Below are 19044 nucleotides of genomic sequence, written 5' to 3' on the forward strand. Positions count from 1 at the left end.
GGACACGTGACTTCCTCCGAACAGCCCCCGGCACCCGATATCAGTGCGGCGACGGCATGGGCGCGCCGGATCGGCGTGCGGATGCCACTGGTCAACGCGCCGATGGGTGGCGTAGCGGGCGGACGGCTCGCCGCGGCGGTGACCGCGGCCGGTGGACTGGGCATGATCGGGATGGGCAGCGCCGGCTCGGTCGCGGCGCTGGAGCGGGAACTGCCGCACGTCCGGGGCATGGACGGGCCGTTCGGCATCGGTCTCGTCGATTGGGTCGTCGCGCGGGAGCCGCGGCTGCTGGAGGTCGCGATCGAGGCTCGTCCCGCTCTGATCTCGGTGAGCTTCGGCACGGAGCTGGATTGGGCGGCTCGCGTCGCGGACGCGGGAATCGTCCCGGCCACCCAGGTCTACAGCGGGCAGGACGCGCGGCGTGCGCAAGACGCGGGCATCAGTGTGCTCGTGGCCCGCGGCGTGGAGGGCGGCGGCCACGGCGCCGTGAACGCGCCGCTGCTGCCACTGCTGGACGAGGTGCTGGCCGTGGCGACGGTCCCGGTGCTCGCGGCGGGCGGCATCGGGGCACCGCGGGATCTCGCCGCCGTACTCCGAGCGGGGGCCAGTGGCGCATGGCTCGGTACTTGTCTGGCGGCGTGCTCGGAATCGCTGCTGTCGGATGCGGGCCGCCGAGCCCTGCTCGACGCGCGCGGTACCGACACCGTGCTCACCCGCGCCTACGACGTGGGGATGGAATTGCCGTGGCCGGTGAGGTTTCCCGCGCGAGTGCTGCGCACCGGATTCACCGACCGATGGACCGGACGGGAGGAGGACCTCGCCGCGGATGCGGTGGCCAAGCACGCGCTCACGGCGGCGCTCGCCGCGAACGATCCGGCCGTCGCGCCGATCGACGCGGGCTCGAGCGTCGATCTGGTGACCTCCGTGGAACCGGCCGCTCGAGTGCTGGAGCGGCTGTGGTCGGGAGCGACGGGATCGGTCGCGGGCTGAGCGTTTCAATCCTCGCTGCTGATCCGCTCGCCGAGATAGCGGAGCAGCTCGGGATCGGAGGAGGTCAGTTGATCGACTTCCTCACCGCCGGTGCATTGATAGAGCGCGACGGTGACCGAACCGGATCGGCGCCCGGCGACCCGCCAGACCCCGCCCGCGTCGGTCCAGCGCCGGAGTACCGCGACCGGATCATCGGTCATCGCCTACCTCCACTCGCCCACATTCACCGCGGCACGGTGACCGGGTCGGAGCAGCTTGCCGGTCCGTCCACGAAAGAGCAACCCTTCGGCGCGCGGGTCGGCCGGTACCCGGGCGTGACGCCGCCGGCTCGGGTGATGTCCGTGTACGCGGCCACCGCGTCCGTGGGCTTGCGCGTCAGTGCCGGATCGGTGCGGACGTCGACCGTGTACAGGCCGAAACGTGGTGTGTAGGAACCCCACTCGTAGTTGTCGGTGAGGCTCCAGTAGTTGTAGCCGATCAGATCGATGCCGTCGGCCTTGGCGCGCTGCAACCAGTAGACGGTGTCGCGGAGGGAATCGGCGCGGCCGTATCCGTCCGCCCGTGGCAGGCCGTTCTCGGTGGGCATTCCGTTCTCCACGATGTAGAGCGGCTTGCCGGGGAACTGGCGCGCGTAGTGCTGTAGCGCGTAGTAGATGCCTTCCGGCTGCAACGGATTCTTCCACAATTCGGTGAGATTCCCCGTGGTAGTGAGACTGTCGGGGGAGAGGCCGTAGTAGTAGTCGATGCCGATGTAGTCGAGCTTTGCGGCGATCCTGTCCACCAGTGGCTTGTTCACCACGTCCTCGGCGGCCGGGATGTAGGCGACATTGCTGGTCACCATCGCGTCCGGCTGAACTCGGTGAATGAAGTCGTAGATGCTGTTGTGCGCCTCGGCGATCCGGTCCTGCATCGCGGGCGCGGCGGCGGGCGGCAATCCGCCGTTGCGCAGTTCGTTCACCACGTAGAAGGTCGGCTCGTTGAACGTGACCCACAACGGCTTGTACTCGGCGTAGCGGTCGACCACCGTGCGTGCGTTGGCAAGCCAGTCCTCGACGATTCCCGCGTTGTTCCAGCCGCCGCGGTCGACCGCCCAACCCGGATAGACCCAGTGGTCGATGGTGATCATGGGGCGCATACCCGCGGCTGTGATCGCGGCGACGACGTCGTCGTAGAACCGCAATCCCTCGGGGTCCCACTTGCCCGGCTCCGGCTGAAGCCGAGCCCACTCGATGCCGATGCGATACACCTTCACGCCCAGGCCCGCGGCGAGAGCGATGTCCGAGCGGTAGCGCGAATAGAAGTCGATCGAATCCTGATACGGGTCCGATGTCTTGCCGGACGCGACGTAACGGGACCAGTTGCTGTCTGGGGCATGGCCTTCCGACTGGTACCCCGACGCGGCGACGCCCCAGAGGAAGTCCGGGTCCATCGGCGTGACCACGGTGGGTGGCTCGGGCCGCGCCGTGGCCGGAGCGGCGACTCCGAGCAAGGCAGCGGCGACAGCCGCGAGGGCGGCCGAGACGCGGCGGGGGTGGGAACGCATCGAACTCCTGTTCCGAAAGGGGCGACGGGCGCTCGTGGACCTCCGGCGCGGGGGGTAGGGGGCCACGGGGGACAGGGTAACTGGTCGCTTGTCCGTTTTCAGGAAGATGGGAGGGGGGTCCAGGCGAGACGGACTCGCTGCGTTGCTCGGACGGCTACGTAGTGGGTGGGCGCGCAGCCTCTTGCGGCTCTAAAAAATATGGATACGTAGATATACGCATCTAACTATGTATCTAATCCAAGGATTCAACGTCCAGCCCACATCAAAAAACCAGCAAAGAGAGGAGGGGTCCTTGGTGAGGCCGGGGATTCCGGTCAGGCGAGCTCGTCGGCCGAGTCGTGGCCTGCGGCTGCGCTACGGCGGAGGAATTCCGCGATCAGCTCGAGTTCGGCATCGGTGTAGCCCTCGCAGATGGCGTCCATCCGGCCGTTCATTCCACTGAATATTCGGTAGAGCTCTGGGTTTCGGTCGTGCAGTGCACGCACGGTGACGGCGCGTCGGTCAGCGCCCTCGGGATCACGCTCGCGGATCACCCATCCGCCACGCTGGAGGCGGTCCAGAATGCCGGTCAACGTCGCCGGGTGCAGACCGGCGCGTGCCGCCAACGCCGTCGGCGTCAGCGGCCCGTGTCGGTTGATCAGATCCAGGCAGGTCCAGTCGACGTCCTTCAGTTCCACCTTGTTGCCGAAGCGGCGGTTGAGCACGGACAGCTGGGTGTTCAGATCCCGTAGCGCCTCTTTGACGGACGTGACCAACCGCCGGTGTCGCCGGGTCGCTGCCGGATCGGCTACGGAACTCATCCAAATCACCTTCACGATTCTTTGTATGGATTCCGTATTATACGCACCGCCAACTGGAAGAGGCCCCGCCGCGCGCTCAGTGCTTGCCGAGCGCCTCGGTGCGAATCAGTCGCAGCAGGCTGGGATTATTCGAGGTGGTGACGACGCTGACGATCTTCTGGACATAGCGGTCGTCGTCGACGAGCCGGAGCAGGCAGGCGGCCAGGTCCGCTCGGGAGGTGAACCGGCCCTCGGTGTGGCCTTCCGCGACGGTGTAATCGGTGACGAGCGCGGAGGTGTACAGGCCGCTCGGGCGCACGACCGTCCAGTCGAGTTCGGTTTCGGTGAGCAGGGATTCCATCGCACGCATATCGTCGTAGAGCGTTTTGCCCATGACCTGCGTGAGGTAGGGCTGCAAGACGCGATTGAACAGAAAGCCTGCGTCCGCATATGGTTTGGGGTCCACGGCACTGGACGAGACGACCGCGATACGGCGTACCGCGTGCTTGCGCATGGCGGCGACGATATTGGCGATCCCGGCCGAATACGTCGTGATCGGTTGCTTGCTGTAGGGCACACCGAGTGTCGACAGCACCGCGTCGCCGCCCGCGATCGCGCTGTCGACGGAGTCGGCCGCATGGACGTCGCCTTCGAACGTCGTGAGCCGGTCGTGTTCGAGCGGGAAATCGCGTGGCTTGCGAGTGACGGCGACGACGTCATGGCCGGCCGCGAGAGCCTGAGTGGTCAGCAAGCGGCCGGTGGGACCGTTCGCCCCGAAGACGATGAGACGCATGGATGTTCCTTCTGGGTTGGTGCGGGCCGCGGAAAGCGGCACCGGAAGCGGGGAAGGGGGCGTCACGACCATTCCGCCCGGTGATCGGCGGCCCATGTCGCGAACGAGCGTGCCGGACGGCCGAGAATCGCGTCCACCTCGTGAGTGATGGTGGGCGTTCGGTCGAGTTCACGGGCGTAGCGGTCCATGAGCGCGAGCGCGAAGCGCTCGTCGAGGCCTTGCCCGATCATTGCCCGCGTGGCTGCTTCGACCGGAACCTGTTGAAAGCGAAGGGGTCTCCCGATCGCGTCGCCGATGACGGCGACCATCCGCTCCAGGGTCACGGCCTCGGGACCGGTGATGGTTATGCGGCGGCCGAGGAGGCTGTCGTCCCACATGGCCCGGGCGATGACGTCCGCGACGTCCTGTTCGTGGATGACCGCCTCGGCGAAAGACGCGAACGGGCCGAAGACGGTGTCACCAGCGGCCACTTGCTTTCGCCACATCGCCGAAGTGTTCATGGCGAACGAACTCGGTCGCACGCTCACCCACGGCAGTCCGCTCGCGACGACCGCCCGCTCGACCTCCGTGTTGCGGTCACCATTGAATCGGGATGGCTGATGGGCGGGTTCGTCGTCGGCGTTGCAGGCGGACATGACGACCACCCGGCCGACACCGCGTGTCGCGGCGAGCCGGACCAGTTCGCCGACATGATCCTTGCTTGCCCGCGGGTGGACGAACAGGGCGTCGACCCCTTGCAGGGCATCGTTCACCTCGTCGAACGCCACGACTTCCACATCTTCGGGAAAGCCGGCAACGGCCTGTCGAGAGACAGCGCGGACTCTCGTTCCGGCGGATAGCAGAGCGCTGACGAGGGGGCGGCCGATGGTGCCGGTGGCGCCGGTGATCAGGTACATCACAACTCCTATCTAACGCATATCGTATGAATTAGATACTACATGCTGCGCCGTGCCGATCAATATGAGTTTCGTAATTTATGACTGAACCCGATCGTGCACGGACCTCGGTGCGAGGTGTTAGATCTAGAGCGCCTGCCAAGTCGCGACTTCGCTACGGAAAGGTGTCCCGATATGGTCTCGAATCCGGTGCCGGCCTTGGCTCGACGGCTGGCCCAGCGGCGCTGGGTCATGCGGTCGGCGCCGGTCGTGCTGCGGGTCGAACGCGTGATCCGGCGGGCGAGCGGCGGCCGGAAAGGCGTCCTGGATCTGGCGGGGTTGCCGTCCGTCGAGGTCACCGTGCCGGGGCGGAAGACGGGAATCCCGCGCACCACATCGTTGCTCTACGTGCCGCACGGTGCGGACTTCATCGTCCTCGGTTCGAATTGGGGCGGTCCGAAGCATCCGGCCTGGTCGGCGAATCTGCGTGCGGCGCAAACCGCCTCGGTCCGGCACAAGGGCGAGCAGTTCCCGGCCACGGTGCGCGAGATCACCGGCGTGGAGCGCAAACGCGTCTGGGATCTGGCTGTCGAGTTCTGGCCCGGCTACGCCATGGAGTACGAACTGTCCGGCGGCCGGGTGTTCCGGATGTTCGAGCTACGCCGCGTGTCCGACTGACTATGGCATCGGAAACGAGTGGCGGCCAGGTTTTCGGGTAGCCGGTTACGGTGGGACGGTGACCACGCATCTGACCCACTGGGGCGCGTTCGAGGCGGACAGCGACGGCGAACGGCTCACAGCGGTCCGGCCGTGGCATGGTGACCCGGAGCCGGTGCCGCTGATCGGCAATGTCGCTTCGGCGCAGCATCATCCGACGCGTATCGATCGGCCGTATGTTCGCCGGGGCTGGTTGGAGAACGGCCCGGGCCCGGGTGCGCGGGGCTCGGAGTCTTTCGTCCCGGTGTCGTGGGAGCGCGCGTTGGACCTGCTGGCGGGCGAGCTCGGCCGGGTGTATCAGGAGCATGGAGCGCAGGCGGTGTACGGCGGCTCGTACGGCTGGGCCAGCGCCGGGCGATTCCATCACGCGCAGAGTCAATTGCACCGCTTCTTGAACTGTCTCGGCGGCTACGTCCGGCATGTGAACAGCTACAGCCTGGGTACCTCGACGGTGTTCCTGCCGTATGTCATCGGTGATATCGGCTGGGTGACGCAACAGGCGACGGCGAAGTCGGTCTTGGCCGAACATTCCGAGCTCGTGGTGGCTTTCGGTGGTTTGTCGCCGAAGAACGCGGCCGTGTCGCCGGGCGGGGTCTCGCGCCACAACACGCGCGGCTGGATCGCGGCGGCGCGGGCGCGGGGTTGCCGTTTCGTGTCGATCGGTCCGCTGCGCGACGACACCCCGCGGGAGAGCGAAGCGGAGTGGATCGCGCCGCGGCCGGGTACCGACGTGGCGATGATGCTGGCGCTCGCCCAGGTGCTGGACGCGGAAGGTTTGGCGGACGAGCAGTTCCTGCGGGAATACACGGTGGGCTTCGACCGTTTCGCGGAGTACCTGCGCGGGTCGGTGGACGGAGTGGTCAAGGATCCGGAGTGGGCCGCGGGCATCACCGGTGTGCCTGCCGACCGTATCCGGACGCTGGCTCGCGAAATGGCTGCCGCGCGAACCCTGGTGACGGTGAGTTGGTCGTTGCAGCGGGCGCGCCATGGTGAGCAGCCGCTGTGGGCGGGTGTGGCGCTCTCGGCGATGCTGGGGCAGATCGGGCTTCCCGGAGGCGGGTTCGGGCACGGGTACGGCTCGGCCGCCGGTGTCGGTGAGCCTGCGCGCGTGCCTGCGCCGCGACTTCCGCAGGGGCGCAATGGCGTGGACGCCTTCATTCCGGTCGCGCGGATCGCGGACATGCTGCTCGAGCCGGGCGCGCCCTTCCGCTACAACGGCCGGGAGCTGGTGTATCCGGAAGTGCGGTTGGTGTACTGGTGTGGCGGCAATCCGTTCCATCACCATCAGGACCTGGCTCGGCTGCGTACGGCGTTCGGTCGTCCGGATACGGTGGTTGTGCACGACGCGTTCTGGACGGCGACCGCGCGGCACGCCGATATCGTGCTCCCGGCGACGATGTCGATCGAGCGCGACGACTACGGCGTGGGGGAAGGCGACCGTTCGTTCTTCCCGATGAAGGCGCTGACTCGCCCGTATGGGCAGGCGCGCGACGACTATTCGATCTTCGCCGAGACGGCCGATCGGCTCAATGTCGGGAAGGACTTCACCGAGGGGCGTTCGGCGGTCGAGTGGCTGCGGCATCTGTATGAGCAATGGCGTGTCGAGCAGTCGCGCGCGGGGCACGAGCTGCCGGATTTCGACGCGTTCTGGACCGGTGAGGTGCTCGAGCTTCCGGTTCCGGACCCGAATCAGGTGTTGGCCGCGGACTTTCGTGCCGACCCGGATCGGCACCCGCTGAGCACGCCCAGCGGGAAGATCGAGATCTTCTCCGCGATCATCGATGGCTTCGGGTACGCGGATTGCCCGGGGCATCCGGTGTGGTTGGAGCCGGAGGAGTGGCTCGGTGGTGCGGCGGCGGCGCGGTTCCCCTTGCAGTTGGTGGCGAATCAGCCGCGGACCAAGCTGCACAGCCAGCTCGACGTGGGGGCCTACAGCCGGTCAGTGAAGATCTCCGGGCGGGAACCGATCCGGATGCACCCTTCGGACGCCGACGCGCGTGGTCTGCGTGCCGGTGAGATCGTGCGGGTGTTCAACGAGCGGGGCGGTTGCCTGGCCGGTCTGGTGGTCGATGACGGGGTGCGGGCCGGTGTCGCGCAGTTGTCCACCGGAGCGTGGTACGACCCCGACCCGGCGGACCCGACGTTCTGCCGCCACGGTAATCCGAACGTGCTCATCGCCGATCGTCCCTCTTCGACGCTCAGCCAGGGGTGCGCCGGGCAGCTCACGCTGGTGGAGGTGGGGCGTTATACGGGCCCGATCACGGAGGTGGAGGTGATGCGGCCGCCGCCAACGGTGGTTCCGGGAGCGCTTTGAGGTCGCCGATGGCGGGCAGGGCGAGCCGCTCGGCTTCGAAGCGGACCGTGCCGATTGCGTCGTGCTGCGAGAACGATCGGATGAACACCGAATGGTTGTAGGCTCTGTCGGTCGATCGGGGTTACGCGTCCATGTGAGCAGTGATGACGAGCGATGTCGGATTTGGGATACGGCATGGGTGACAACGTAAGGTTGTCGCTGGAGGTGTTGGGTGGAGCTGGATCTAGCGGCGGTGCGCGCGTTCGTCGTGGTGGTGGAGGAGCAGCAGTTCGGTCACGCGGCCGCGGTGCTGGGGATCAGCCAGCAGGCGGTGTCCAAGCGCATCGCGAAGCTCGAGTCGCAGCTGGGAACGGAGCTGTTCGACCGAGGGCGGGGCGGCAGTGTGCCGACGGCGGCCGGTACTCGGTTGCTGCCGTACGCGCGTTCCTTGCTCGCAGGCTCCGAGGCCGCGGTGCGGGCGGTGCGCGAGGTAGTGCGGCCGCTGCGGGTCGCGGTGCTGGGGACCCGGGTGGCCGCGACCGATTTGATGGAGTTCTATCTCGCGCGTCATCCGCACCGCGACACCGAGATCGTCATCTCGAATATGATCACGACCTCGCGGGAAGCGTTGCGCGGTGGCATCGTCGACGCGGCTCTCGCGCGCGCGTACGGCGGCCCGGTGGCTCTGTCCGACGATATCGTGGCCGCTCCCGCGTATTTGGAGCCGTTGTATCTGCTGGTGGGTAAGGATCATCCGTTCGCGGGCCGGTCGACGATCGCGTTGCGGGAACTCGCCGGGCAGCCGGTGTGGGTGCCCGGTGCGGCCGTGCCTTCGGAGTGGGCCGACTTCTATCGAGATCTCAGCGCGTTCAGCGGGATTCCGGTCGACACCAGGGGTCCGCTGGTGGGTATGGCCGGGATCGTCGAACGTATCGCGGACTCGTCGTCGTTGACGACGTTCAGCGGCGACGGGGGCCGGACGCCGTGGCATCCGAACGTGCGGCGCCTGATGATCGTCGATCCGACCCCCGCCTATCCGCTGGCGTTGTTGTGGTCGGCGGGCAACCGGCATCCGGGGCTGCGCCATTTGGCCGAGCACGTCGCGGACAACTACAACCGGGATACCGCCGCCGCCTGCTGGGTTCCCGATTCCGATCGGGCGCTGTTCGGCGTGCCCGGTGTGGTGGCCCGGCGGTAGTGTCCGCTGGTGCCTCTACCATTCCCCGGGTGACCGGATACGACCCGCTCGACGCCTTCGAGCATCTCGACACCTCGACGCTACCGCCGCGGCAGCAGCGCATTCTCGCCACGATTCGGGACTGGGTTGTCCGGCACGGGTATCCGCCGAACACGCGTGAGATCGGTGACGCGGTGGGTCTGCGGTCGGCGTCATCGGTGTCGAAGCACCTGAAGAGCCTGGAGGAGCGTGGTTTCCTGCGCCGCAGCCGGACGGTGTCGCGTCCGATCGACGTGCGGATGTTTCTGCACGCGCCCGCGCGGCGGGAGGTCGCGGAGGATTCGGTGGCGGTACCGGTGGTCGGTGACATCGCGGCGGGCGCTCCGATCCTGGCAGAGGAGCACGGCGAGGACACGATGACGTTGCCGCGTGAATTGGTGGGGCGCGGCACGGTGTTCGGGCTGCGGGTGCGCGGCGATTCGATGGTCGATGCGGCCATCTGCGATGGCGACCTCGTGGTGGTGCGCAAGCAGCACGAGGCGCATTCCGGCGAGATCGTGGCGGCGATGATCGATGGAGAGGCGACGGTGAAGGTGTACCGGCGGCGCAACGGTCATGTGTACCTGGAGCCACGCAACCCCGCCTACGAGGTGATCGATGGCGACGAAGCGGTGGTGCTCGGCAAGGTCGTTTCGGTGATGCGGCGCGTCTGACCTCGACCGACTCTTCCCCGCGCGGGGCGGCCGTTCGGCCGTTGCGGTGGCGGTCGCCGTACCCTGAACGGCATGTCGGAGTTTGCGCGCACGTCTCTGGGCGCCGGGTTCGAGCAGCTGGTGCGGTTGCTCGACGGGCGCCGGGTCGTCGCGTTGACCGGCGCCGGGATCTCGACCGACAGCGGGATCCCGGACTATCGTGGTCCGTCCTCGCCGCCGCGCAACCCGATGACCTACCAGCAGTTCGTCGGTGATCCGGTATTCCGGCAGCGGTACTGGGCGCGCAATCACGTCGGCTGGCGGCGCATGGACGGGTCGCGCCCCAATCCCGGGCATCGCGCGCTGGCACGGCTGGAGCGCATGGGCGTGGTCACCGGGTTGATCACGCAGAACGTGGATCTGCTGCACACGAAGGCGGGGCATCGGCGGGTGATCGATCTGCACGGCACCTACGCGCGGGTGCGTTGCCTGAGCTGCGCGTCCCTGGTCTCGCGGATGTCGCTGGCCGACCGGCTGGAGGCGGCCAATCCGGGCTTCGCGGAGGCCGCGACCACCGATGGGCTCGAGGTCGCCCCCGACGCGGACGCGGTGGTCGGCGACACGGGAAGCTTCCGGATGGTGGATTGCGCGCGCTGTGGCGGCATGCTGAAGCCCGATATCGTCTATTTCGGGGAGAACGTGCCCAAGGAGCGGGTGGCCGCGGCGTATGAGCTGGTCGACGCCGCGGACGCGGTGCTGGTGGCCGGGTCGTCGCTGACGGTGATGTCCGGGCTGCGTTTCGTGCGCTACGCCGCGCGGCGGGGTTGTCCCGTCGTCATCGTGAATCGGGGCCGCACGCGCGGTGACGAGTTGGCGGCGCTCACGTTGGATGACGGGTGCTCGACCGTGCTTCCCGCCCTGGCCGAGTGCCTGAGCGAAACGGGTGTTCGAGTGATGGCTGCGCACCAGTCGGCCGGGCTGGACGAATCCGTCCAGCGATGACTCGACGGTCCGCTCGTCCCGGGCAAATCCGGGTCGGAGCATCCGAGCGCTGAGGCGAACACGCGTCTTTCCTGCTGAGCGCGGTGGCCGCGCCGGGCGCGGGTTCAGGATCGCGCTGATCGCAACCATTCTGTGAACCGGCGGCGGCCCTTACTGTTCCGGACAGTACTTCTCGTGTGAGGACCGTGTCCGATGACATTGCAGTTGGATCCGACCACATCGGTGCCACCTTCTTCCCCGGTTGAGGCGACCGGCGAAAGCCCGGCTCCGTTCACCCGCAGGCTGCTGGGCCTGGTCCGGGCGTCCTCCGGATTGATTCTGGCGGTGGGCATCTGGCAGTTGGGCGCGCGATCGTGGCTCGGCAAGGTCGTTTCGGCGCCGACCGAGGTGCTCGAGTCGGGGTGGGAGCTGATCCGGTCGGGTGAGTTGTGGCAGCGTCGGGCCGCTTCCGGTCGCCGGGTGGCGATCGGGCCGGCGATCGGCATCGGCCTGGTGTGGCGGCCGGACTGTTCCGGATCGCCGAGGATCTGGTCAACCTTCGATATCACCGTCGCCCGCTCGCGTTCGGTGGTCGACCCCGCATTCTCCGCACTCAGGCGCCGGTTGCTGCTCGCACTCGGCGTGAATCCCGAGGCACCGATAGGAGCAGACGCATGAGTGAACCGTTGCAGATCAGCACGGACGTCTTGGTGATCGGCGGTGGGCCCGCGGCCTGCTGGGCCGCGATCCACGCCAGGGAAGCGGGCGCGGAGGTGACGTTGGTGGACAAGGGTTACTGCGGGACCAGCGGCGCTACCGCCCCCGCCGGCACCGGCGTGTGGTACGTGGCGCCGGAGGCGACCGCGCGGGCGAACGCGAAAGCCGGCCGGGAGGCGCTGGGCGGGCATCTGGCCGATCACTACTGGATGGACCGGGTGCTCGATCAGACCTACGCGAACATGGATCGGCTCGCGGTGGAGGGTCGGTACCCGTTCCCCGTGGATCCCGGTACCGGGGCGCAGATCCGTACCGGCGTGCAGGGCCCGGAGTACATGCGCCGGATGCGGGCGTGGGTGAAACGGATCGGGGTGCGCATCCTCGACCACTCGCCGGCGCTGGAATTGCTGGTCGACGCCGAGGGTGTGGTGCGCGGCGCGGCGGGCTACCAGCGCCAGGCCGATCGGGACTATCGCGTGGTCGCCGGTGCGGTGGTGCTCGCGAGCGGGGGCTGCGCGTTCCTGTCCCGGGCGTTGGGCACCAACGTCGACACCGGTGACGGCGCGCTGATGGCGGCCGAGGTGGGTGCCCGCTTCTCGGGCATGGAATTTTCCAACGCGTACGCGATCGTGCCGAAGGGTTCGACGATCACCAAGACCGCCTACTACGGGTATGCGACCTTCTTCCACGAGGACGGGCGGGTACTCGAGGGCGCGGGCTCGACCAAGGGCCGTTCGGTGATCGCGCGGACCCTGCTGCGGGAGAAGGTGTTCGCCCAGCTCGATCGTGCCGATGCGACGGTTCAGGCGCAGATGCGGCTGGGGCAGCCGAATTTCTTCCTGCAGTTCGATCGGCGCGGCATCGACCCGTTCACCGACCGGTTCGAGGTGGACCTGCTCGCCGAGGGCACGGTACGCGGCACCGGTGGCATCGATGTCGTCGACGACGACTGCGCCACCACGGTGCCGGGCCTGTACGCGGCGGGTGACGCGGCGACCAGGGAACGGATCTGCGGCGGATTCACCGGTGGCGGCAGCCACAACTCGGCGTGGGCGATGTCGTCGGGCAGTTGGGCAGGGCGCGGAGCGGCGACGTTCGCGTTGCGATCGGGCGGCCCTCGCAGTGCCGATCTGCGTGGCGTCGGGCGCACCGGGTTGCGGCCGGAGCACGGTGGGTCGGTACGGGCCGCGGACGTGGTCGAGGCCGCGCAGCGGGAGCTGATCCCGTTCGAGAAGAATTACCTGCGCCATGGTGACCGGATCCGGCCCGCGCTCGCGGAGCTGGACGGTGTGTGGGAGCACGCCGCGCGCGGTCTGGGCGGCGGGACCGGAGACGAGCGAGTGCGGGCGCGGCAGGCCGCCGCGATCACCGCTGTGGGACGGTTGATGTATCGGTCGACGCTGGCGCGCACGGAGACGCGCGGGATGAGCAAACGCGCCGATCACCCGGATCTGGATCCGCGGCAGCACCATCACATCCTGTCCGGCGGTTTGGACGAGGTGTGGACGGCGACGGCCGCGGCGAGCGGCGCCTCGGCGGTGGCGGCATGATCGAGATCCTGCGCGCGGGTGACTGCATCGCCTGTGACAAATGCGTGGACGTGTGCCCCACGAATGTCTTCGATCGCACCGACGGCGGAATCCCGGTCATCGCGCGGCAATCCGATTGCCAGACCTGCTTCATGTGCGAGGCGTACTGCCCCACGGACGCGCTGTACGTCGACCCGGAGGCGACTCCGCTGGCCGATCCCGGCGCGGTCGGCGAGGACCACATCGGCCGCTACCGCAAGGAGCTGGGGTGGGGTCGCGGCCGCACACCCGGCAGTCTCGTCGCGGTGGGGCCGCGTCTGCCGCACGGCGCTCCGCCGCCGCGGCTGTCCGAACTCTGAACGACGAATGGCTCTGAACGACAAATGCGAATTATGCGCGTATTCAGGCTGATCGTGCCCGCTCTGGTGTCGGCGCTGTTGCCGGCCGTCACCGCCGGATGCGTGGCCGACTACGCGGGCTGACAGTTTCTGGTGGAGCAGAGGAAGATTCGGGAGATGCGGTGGCCACCGAACTCGACTGCAGCGCGGTGGTGCCGGTGTCGACCGGCGGAGCATTCGTCGACGACGCCCGGTGAAGCGGTGACCGTGGCCGAGCGTTAGGTGTGCGGTCCGATCAGCGCGATCGCGGATTCGACCGCCACCTCGACCATGCCGCCGATGTCGCCGCCGTCTTCCACGGTGGTGGCGATGAGTTCCCGGAAGCCGCCGAACAGGATGGTCGCCACCTGGCGGGACGGCGGCCGCAGTCCGGCGGCCGCGAATTCCGGTGTGTCGGTGAGTTTCTGGATCAGGGCGATGAACGTTTCGCCGACCTCGCGTTGCAGGTGACGGGCATCCTCGCCGAGGGCGGGGACGACGCGGATCCAGCTGAGGGTGATGGAGGGATCGTCCTGTGCGGTGCGTATCCACGCCTCGATGCCGTGGCGCACCTGCGTGCGCCACGGCATGTGCGGGTCGACCGCGGCCTCGATCTGCTGGATCGTCTCCTTGTTGCGCTCGGTCAGCAGGGTGATGAAACAGTCCTGTTTGCTGGTGAAGTGCTCGTAGAAGGTGCGGCGCGAGGTGCGGGCGTGGCGGACCACGTCGGCGACGGTGCAGTCCTGGTATCCGCGTTCGCGCACGGCGACGGCCATGGCGTCGAGCAGGCGGCGGCGAAACCCGGAATCCGAGCCGTCGTCGGCGGAGGTGCGGGGTACGGGCTCGGCGCGGGTCACGAGAATCAGGTTAGTTTCTCCGCTCGGGTCACCGCGCCCGGCCCGAGCCGCACGGCGGGCGGGTGTCGCGCACCGGCGCGTGGTCAGGCCGTCACCTGCCCGGAATCGCGCCCCTGGGCCCCGGCATGGGCATCGTCGGCCGGTGCGTCCGCGCCGGTGAAGCGGATGGTGCCGTCGTCGATGCGGCCGTAGCGCAGGGTGAGCACATCGTGGCCGTAGCTCATCCCCAGCCGCCACGGGGCCCGGGAGCCCGCCGTGGGGAAGCGGTCGATGTCGCGCAGCACGTAGCCGGCCGGGAAGTCCAGCAGTGGCTCGGGGGCCACGGCGGGGTCCGGCCACGGGGTGGTCTGCCGGTAGCCTCCCTCGTCCATGTGGCGCAGCAACCGGCAGACGAACTCGCTGACCAGATCGGCTTTCAGTGTCCAGGACGCGTTGGTGTAGCCGATGGTGAAGGCGAAGTTCGGCACTCCGCTGAGCATCATCCCCTTGTAGGCCATGGTCTGTGGCAGCGCGACCTCGTGTCCGTCCACCGCGAGCCGGATGCCGCCGAGTGCGAGCAGTCGCAGGCCGGTCGCGGTCACCACCACGTCGGCGTCGAGTTCGCGCCCGGAGGCCAGGCGCAGTCCGGTCGCGGTGAACGTGTCGATGCGATCGGTGACCACCGTGGCGCGGCCGTCGCGGATCGCGCGGAACAGATCCCCGTCCGGCACCAGGCACAGCCGCTGGTCCCACGGCTGGTAGGACGGTTTGAAGTGGGTGTCGACGTCGTAACCGTCGGGCAGTTGCTTGATGGTCAGATCGCGGATGAACTTACGCATCTGCTGGGGCCGCCGCCTGCTGAACTGGTAGATCAGGGTGCTGATCAGCACGTTCTTCCAGCGGACGACCGGGTATGCGCGCCGCGGGCCCAGCAGTCGCCGCAGCCGGTCGGCGACGGTGTCGCGGGCGGGGACGGGCAGGATGTAGGTCGGCGAGCGTTGCAGCATCGTCACCTGTGCCGCGGTCCGGGCCAGGGCCGGGACCAGGGTCACGGCGGTGGCGCCGCTGCCGATGACGACCACCCGCTTGCCCGCGCAATCCAGGTCCTCGGGCCAGTGCTGCGGATGCACCAGTCGGCCGCCGAATTCCTCGACGCCGGTGAACTGCGGTGTGTAGCCCTCGTCGTAACGGTAGTAACCACTGCATACGAGCAGGAAATCGCAGGTGATCTCGCTTGTGGCGCCGTCGTGTTCGGCCAGCACGGTCCAGCGGGACTCGGCGCTGGACCAGGACGCTTCGGTCACCCGATGCCCGTAGCGGATGAATCGGTCGATGCCGGCGTCGGTGGCGGCGTCGCGGATGTAGCGCAGGATGGCGGGACCGTCGGCGATGGCCTCGGCTTGCGTCCACGGGCGGAACCGGTATCCGAGGGTGTGCATGTCGGAGTCCGAGCGCACGCCGGGGTAGCGGAACAGATCCCAGGTTCCGCCGAGGTCGTCGCGTGCCTCGAGGATCGCGTAGCGGCGGGCGGGGAACGCCGCCTGCAGGTGGTGGGCCGCGCCGATGCCGGACAGGCCCGCGCCGACGATCAGGACGTCGAGGTGTTCGCTCATGCCGGTGCTCCGGTGGTGTCGCGGGTGCGCAGGCGGCGCTCGAGCAACGCGACCGCATCGTAGTAGTGGGTGGGTGTCACCCGCGCCAAGAGGTCGAACAGATAGGCGTCGGGTCCGACGAGGATGCGGGATTTGCCGTGTTCGACGCCGCGGCGGATGATTTCGGCCGCTTTCTCCGGCGTGGTGAGGGTCAGCGCCTCGAATTCCGCCGCCATCTGCTCGTGCGTGCGGCCTCGGCCCTCGGGGTCCTTGCGGACCCGGGCGTTGCGCGCGATGTTGGTGCTGATGCCGCCGGGGTGGACGTTCACCGCGGACACGCCGGTGCCGCGCAGTTCCTGGCGCAGGCCGTCGGTGAACCCGCGCACCGCGAATTTCGCCGCGCAGTATGCGCTTTGGTTGGGCATGCCGAGCAGCCCGAACACGCTCGAGGTGTTGACGATGACGCCGTGATCCTGCTCGACGAGGATGGGCAGGAAGGCGCGCGTGCCGTTGACGACTCCGTCGAAGTTGATCCGCCGCAGCCATTCGTCGTCCTCGGGGACGGCGTCGAGCACCGAGGAGGAGACCGCGACACCGGCGTTGTTGAACACCGCGGCCAGCGGTGCGGTCAGCCAGTCGCGGACTTCGTCGGCGAAGGCGAGTTGGTCGGCGGCGTCGCGCACGTCCAGGACCCGGGTCAGTACCGGGCCGGTGAGCGCGGCGGCGGTTTCCTTCAGCCCCGCTCGGTCGATATCGGCCATCGCTACGGGAGAGCCTGTGGCCGACAGCGATCGGGCGAGGCTGCGGCCGATGCCGGAGGCCGCGCCGGTGATCATCACCGGGCGGCCCGACAGTGGCCTACGGGTGCGGGGCATCGATGCTCCTGGTTTCGGAGGTGCGGATGTGTTCGTGGATGAGGTCGGCGAGAGTCGGCCACACCGCGGCGGGCAGGTCGTGGCCCATTCCTGCCAGGGTGCGCAGGCGAGCGCCGGAGATCGCGCGGGCGGTCGCGGTGGCGCCGGTCGGTGCGACCATCAGGTCGCGGTCGCCGTGCACGACCAGTGTCGGGGCGGTGACCGCGCGCAGTTCACCGGTCCGGTCGCCGGATTTCAGGATGCCCGCCAGTTGACGGCCGACGCCCGCGGCGGGGGCGGGATCGCGGTCCCAGGTCCTGGCCGCCGTCGCGCGCACCGCGGACTCGTCGAACGGGTAGGCGGCCGACCGGATGTGCCGGTACATGCGCACGGCCCGGTCGATGTGCTCGTCGCGGGTGCTGGCGGGCCTGCCGAGCATCAATCGCCAGGTCGACCACGCCGGGCGCCCGACGCGCGCGGCGCCGGTGGTGGACATGATCGAGGTCAGGGAACCGACCCGGGCGTGATGGCGGGCGGCGACGGTCTGGGCGATCATGCCGCCCATCGACATGCCGACCAGATGCGCTCGGGGCAGTTCGAGCGCGTCGAGCAGGCCCACGGTGTCGGTGGCCAGATCGGCCAGCGTGTATTGATCGCGGTGCCAGCGCCGGGCCAGCAGATCGACCGGGCCCGGTGGCGGGAAGTCGCCGTGCGTGGAGCGGCCCGCGTCGCGGTTGTCGAAACGGATGACGTGGTAGCCGCGCGCGACCAGGAGCTCGCACAACCCGTCGGGCCAGTCGTGGAATTGCTGGCCGAGCCCGGCGACCAGCACAAGCGGGATCCCGCCCGTGCCGTACTGCTCGTAGGCCAGGGTGACGCCGCCGCCGACGTCGGCGAGTCGCTCGCTCATGCCGTCGCCCCGGCGGCGTGGTCGAGCGCCGGGACATCGGGTCGCGGGGTGCGGCGGTGTACCACGGCGCGGCCTTTCTTGGCCGGGGCGAGGGCGACGCCGCGGAAGTGCGGGCGTTCGTCGCGGGCGTCGGTCGGCTCCAGCGTGAAATCCCGCAGCAGGGTGCGCAGCACGACGTTCATCTCCATCATGGCGAAGGCGGCGCCGATGCAGCGGCGGCTGCCGCCGCCGAACGGGATCCAGCTGAATGTGCCGGGCCGCACGCCGAGGAAACGATCGGGGTCGAAGGCGCGGGCATTCGGGAACAGTTGCTCGTTGTCGTGCATCAGCCGGATGCTGACCAGGACCTTCTGCCCTTTCGGCAACGTCCACCGGCCCAGCGGCAACGTCTCGGCCCGTACCTGGCGAATGGTGGCGTCGATGACCGGGCGCACGCGCTGTACCTCGAGCAGTGTCGCCTCGCGCAGTTGCGTGCCGCCGGCATCGGCTTCGGCGACCAAGCGGCGCAGGACCTCCGGGTGCCTGCGCAGCCGCTCGATGGTCCACGACAGTGTCGTCGCCGTCGTCTCGTGCCCAGCGGTGAGCAGGGTCAGCAATTCGTCGGCGATCTCGCTGCGTGACATGGCGGAGCCGTCGTCGTAGCGCGCTTGCAGCATCATCGCCAGCACGTCGTCGCGGTCGTCGATTCCGTCGCGCAGCGCGCGGTCGATGAGCAGGTCGACGATTTCGTCGTAGCGGCGGCGGTAGGCCGCGAACCGCGACCACGGGCCGAATCTGCCCAGTGCCCCCTTGGGCACCGGGAACGCGGCGAGGGCGGATCCGAGGAAAACGAGTTTGGGCAGCAACTGGCGTAGTTGCTCGAACTCGGCTCCCTCTGCGCCGAAGACCGCCCGCAGGATCACGTTCAGCGTGATCCGCATCATCGAGTCCATCGTGGCGAATTCGCGGCCGACGGGCCACGACCGCATCTCGCGGACGGCTTCGGCTTCGATCAGCGAGTCGTACACGGCGAGTCGGCGGCCGTGGAAGGGCGGGGTGAGCAGTTTGCGCTGTTTGCGGTGTCCGGTGCCGGTCAGCGCGAACAGCGATCCGGGCCCGAGGAATTCGCCGAGGTTGACGTCGACGTTGTCGACGACGTCGGTGCTCGCGGTGAACAGCGCTTTGATCTCGGCGGGGTCGGCGAGCACCACCGATCGCCCGAACCTGGGCATCTGGATGGTGAAGGCCGACCCGTAGCGCTCGTGCATGCGCCGCCATGTGCGGGTGCGTCCGGTCAGAATTTGCAGGCTCTGCACGATCGGTGGGGTCGTTGGTCCTTCTGGCAGTCGCACAGCGGGCATATGCCCACCTCCTCGCGTGGTACTCCGATGTACCAGTCGTACGGTACGC

The 19044-nt window shown here is 68.5% G+C and carries 19 protein-coding genes; 9 read left to right on the top strand and 10 right to left on the bottom strand.

Annotated elements, in window-relative coordinates; translation table 11 throughout:
• Positions 1-81: 81 nt before the first annotated feature.
• Entirely contained in the window at positions 82-990 is a 909-nt protein-coding gene (locus ABZ803_RS20805; RefSeq protein WP_357040739.1) for a nitronate monooxygenase, read from the top strand.
• Positions 991-995: 5 nt separating this feature from the next.
• On the opposite strand, the gene ABZ803_RS20810 is transcribed toward ABZ803_RS20805, so the two are convergent.
• From ABZ803_RS20810 to ABZ803_RS20830, 5 genes are all read right to left on the bottom strand, one after another.
• Positions 996-1190, bottom strand: coding sequence for a hypothetical protein (locus ABZ803_RS20810; protein WP_357040516.1), 195 nt, complete (start codon positions 1188-1190; stop codon positions 996-998).
• A gap of 23 nt (positions 1191-1213) precedes the next feature.
• On the bottom strand, positions 1214-2533 hold the full coding sequence (locus ABZ803_RS20815) for a family 1 glycosylhydrolase (protein ID WP_357040519.1): 1320 nt from the start codon (positions 2531-2533) through the stop codon (positions 1214-1216).
• 314 nt (positions 2534-2847) lie between these two features.
• Positions 2848-3333: a MarR family transcriptional regulator gene (locus tag ABZ803_RS20820; protein ID WP_357040522.1), complete on the bottom strand. Its 486-nt coding sequence runs from the start codon at positions 3331-3333 to the stop codon at positions 2848-2850.
• 76 nt (positions 3334-3409) lie between these two features.
• Positions 3410-4105 carry an NAD(P)H-binding protein gene (locus ABZ803_RS20825; protein WP_357040525.1) on the bottom strand — a complete coding sequence of 232 codons (696 nt, stop codon included), beginning with the start codon at positions 4103-4105 and terminating at the stop codon, positions 3410-3412.
• A gap of 62 nt (positions 4106-4167) precedes the next feature.
• Positions 4168-5001, bottom strand: coding sequence for an NAD(P)H-binding protein (locus tag ABZ803_RS20830; RefSeq protein ID WP_357040528.1), 834 nt, complete (start codon positions 4999-5001; stop codon positions 4168-4170).
• 174 nt (positions 5002-5175) lie between these two features.
• Between ABZ803_RS20830 and ABZ803_RS20835 the strand changes: the two genes are divergently transcribed.
• From ABZ803_RS20835 to ABZ803_RS20870, 8 genes are all read left to right on the top strand, one after another.
• The gene (locus ABZ803_RS20835) at positions 5176-5658 is read left to right on the top strand and encodes a nitroreductase family deazaflavin-dependent oxidoreductase (RefSeq protein WP_357040531.1); all 483 of its coding nucleotides are present in this window, start codon (positions 5176-5178) and stop codon (positions 5656-5658) included.
• Between the two features lie 58 nt (positions 5659-5716).
• On the top strand, positions 5717-8011 hold the full coding sequence (locus tag ABZ803_RS20840; protein WP_357040534.1) for a molybdopterin guanine dinucleotide-containing S/N-oxide reductase: 2295 nt from the start codon (positions 5717-5719) through the stop codon (positions 8009-8011).
• Between the two features lie 211 nt (positions 8012-8222).
• Positions 8223-9188, top strand: a complete 966-nt coding sequence (locus tag ABZ803_RS20845) for a LysR family transcriptional regulator (RefSeq protein WP_357040537.1) — start codon at positions 8223-8225, stop codon at positions 9186-9188.
• Positions 9189-9217: 29 nt separating this feature from the next.
• Positions 9218-9880 carry a transcriptional repressor LexA gene (gene lexA / locus ABZ803_RS20850; RefSeq protein WP_357040540.1) on the top strand — a complete coding sequence of 221 codons (663 nt, stop codon included), beginning with the start codon at positions 9218-9220 and terminating at the stop codon, positions 9878-9880.
• 72 nt (positions 9881-9952) lie between these two features.
• Entirely contained in the window at positions 9953-10861 is a 909-nt protein-coding gene (locus tag ABZ803_RS20855) for an NAD-dependent protein deacetylase (protein ID WP_357040543.1), read from the top strand.
• A gap of 192 nt (positions 10862-11053) precedes the next feature.
• On the top strand, positions 11054-11518 hold the full coding sequence (locus ABZ803_RS20860) for a hypothetical protein (RefSeq protein WP_357040546.1): 465 nt from the start codon (positions 11054-11056) through the stop codon (positions 11516-11518).
• Positions 11515-13107 carry an FAD-binding protein gene (locus ABZ803_RS20865; protein ID WP_357040549.1) on the top strand — a complete coding sequence of 531 codons (1593 nt, stop codon included), beginning with the start codon at positions 11515-11517 and terminating at the stop codon, positions 13105-13107. Before ABZ803_RS20860 ends, ABZ803_RS20865 begins: the two co-directional genes overlap by 4 nt.
• Positions 13104-13445, top strand: a complete 342-nt coding sequence (locus ABZ803_RS20870; protein ID WP_040872387.1) for a 4Fe-4S dicluster domain-containing protein — start codon at positions 13104-13106, stop codon at positions 13443-13445. Before ABZ803_RS20865 ends, ABZ803_RS20870 begins: the two co-directional genes overlap by 4 nt.
• 257 nt (positions 13446-13702) lie before the next feature.
• On the opposite strand, the gene ABZ803_RS20875 is transcribed toward ABZ803_RS20870, so the two are convergent.
• The 5 genes from ABZ803_RS20875 to ABZ803_RS20895 form a co-directional block, all read right to left on the bottom strand.
• A complete protein-coding gene (locus tag ABZ803_RS20875; protein WP_357040553.1) occupies positions 13703-14320 on the bottom strand; it encodes a TetR/AcrR family transcriptional regulator in 618 nt (205 codons plus the stop codon).
• An 83-nt stretch (positions 14321-14403) separates the two neighbouring features.
• Entirely contained in the window at positions 14404-15912 is a 1509-nt protein-coding gene (locus ABZ803_RS20880; RefSeq protein WP_357040556.1) for an NAD(P)/FAD-dependent oxidoreductase, read from the bottom strand.
• Complete coding sequence (locus ABZ803_RS20885) at positions 15909-16766, bottom strand: SDR family NAD(P)-dependent oxidoreductase (RefSeq protein ID WP_357040559.1); 858 nt, start codon at positions 16764-16766, stop codon at positions 15909-15911. Before ABZ803_RS20885 ends, ABZ803_RS20880 begins: the two co-directional genes overlap by 4 nt.
• Entirely contained in the window at positions 16750-17655 is a 906-nt protein-coding gene (locus ABZ803_RS20890; protein ID WP_357040562.1) for an alpha/beta hydrolase, read from the bottom strand. Before ABZ803_RS20890 ends, ABZ803_RS20885 begins: the two co-directional genes overlap by 17 nt.
• Entirely contained in the window at positions 17652-18995 is a 1344-nt protein-coding gene (locus tag ABZ803_RS20895) for a cytochrome P450 (protein WP_357040565.1), read from the bottom strand. Before ABZ803_RS20895 ends, ABZ803_RS20890 begins: the two co-directional genes overlap by 4 nt.
• Positions 18996-19044: the final 49 nt, after the last annotated feature.

It is taken from the genome of Nocardia sp. NPDC047648, from assembly GCF_040642815.1.
GTDB classification, from domain to species: Bacteria; Actinomycetota; Actinomycetes; order Mycobacteriales; family Mycobacteriaceae; genus Nocardia; species Nocardia gamkensis.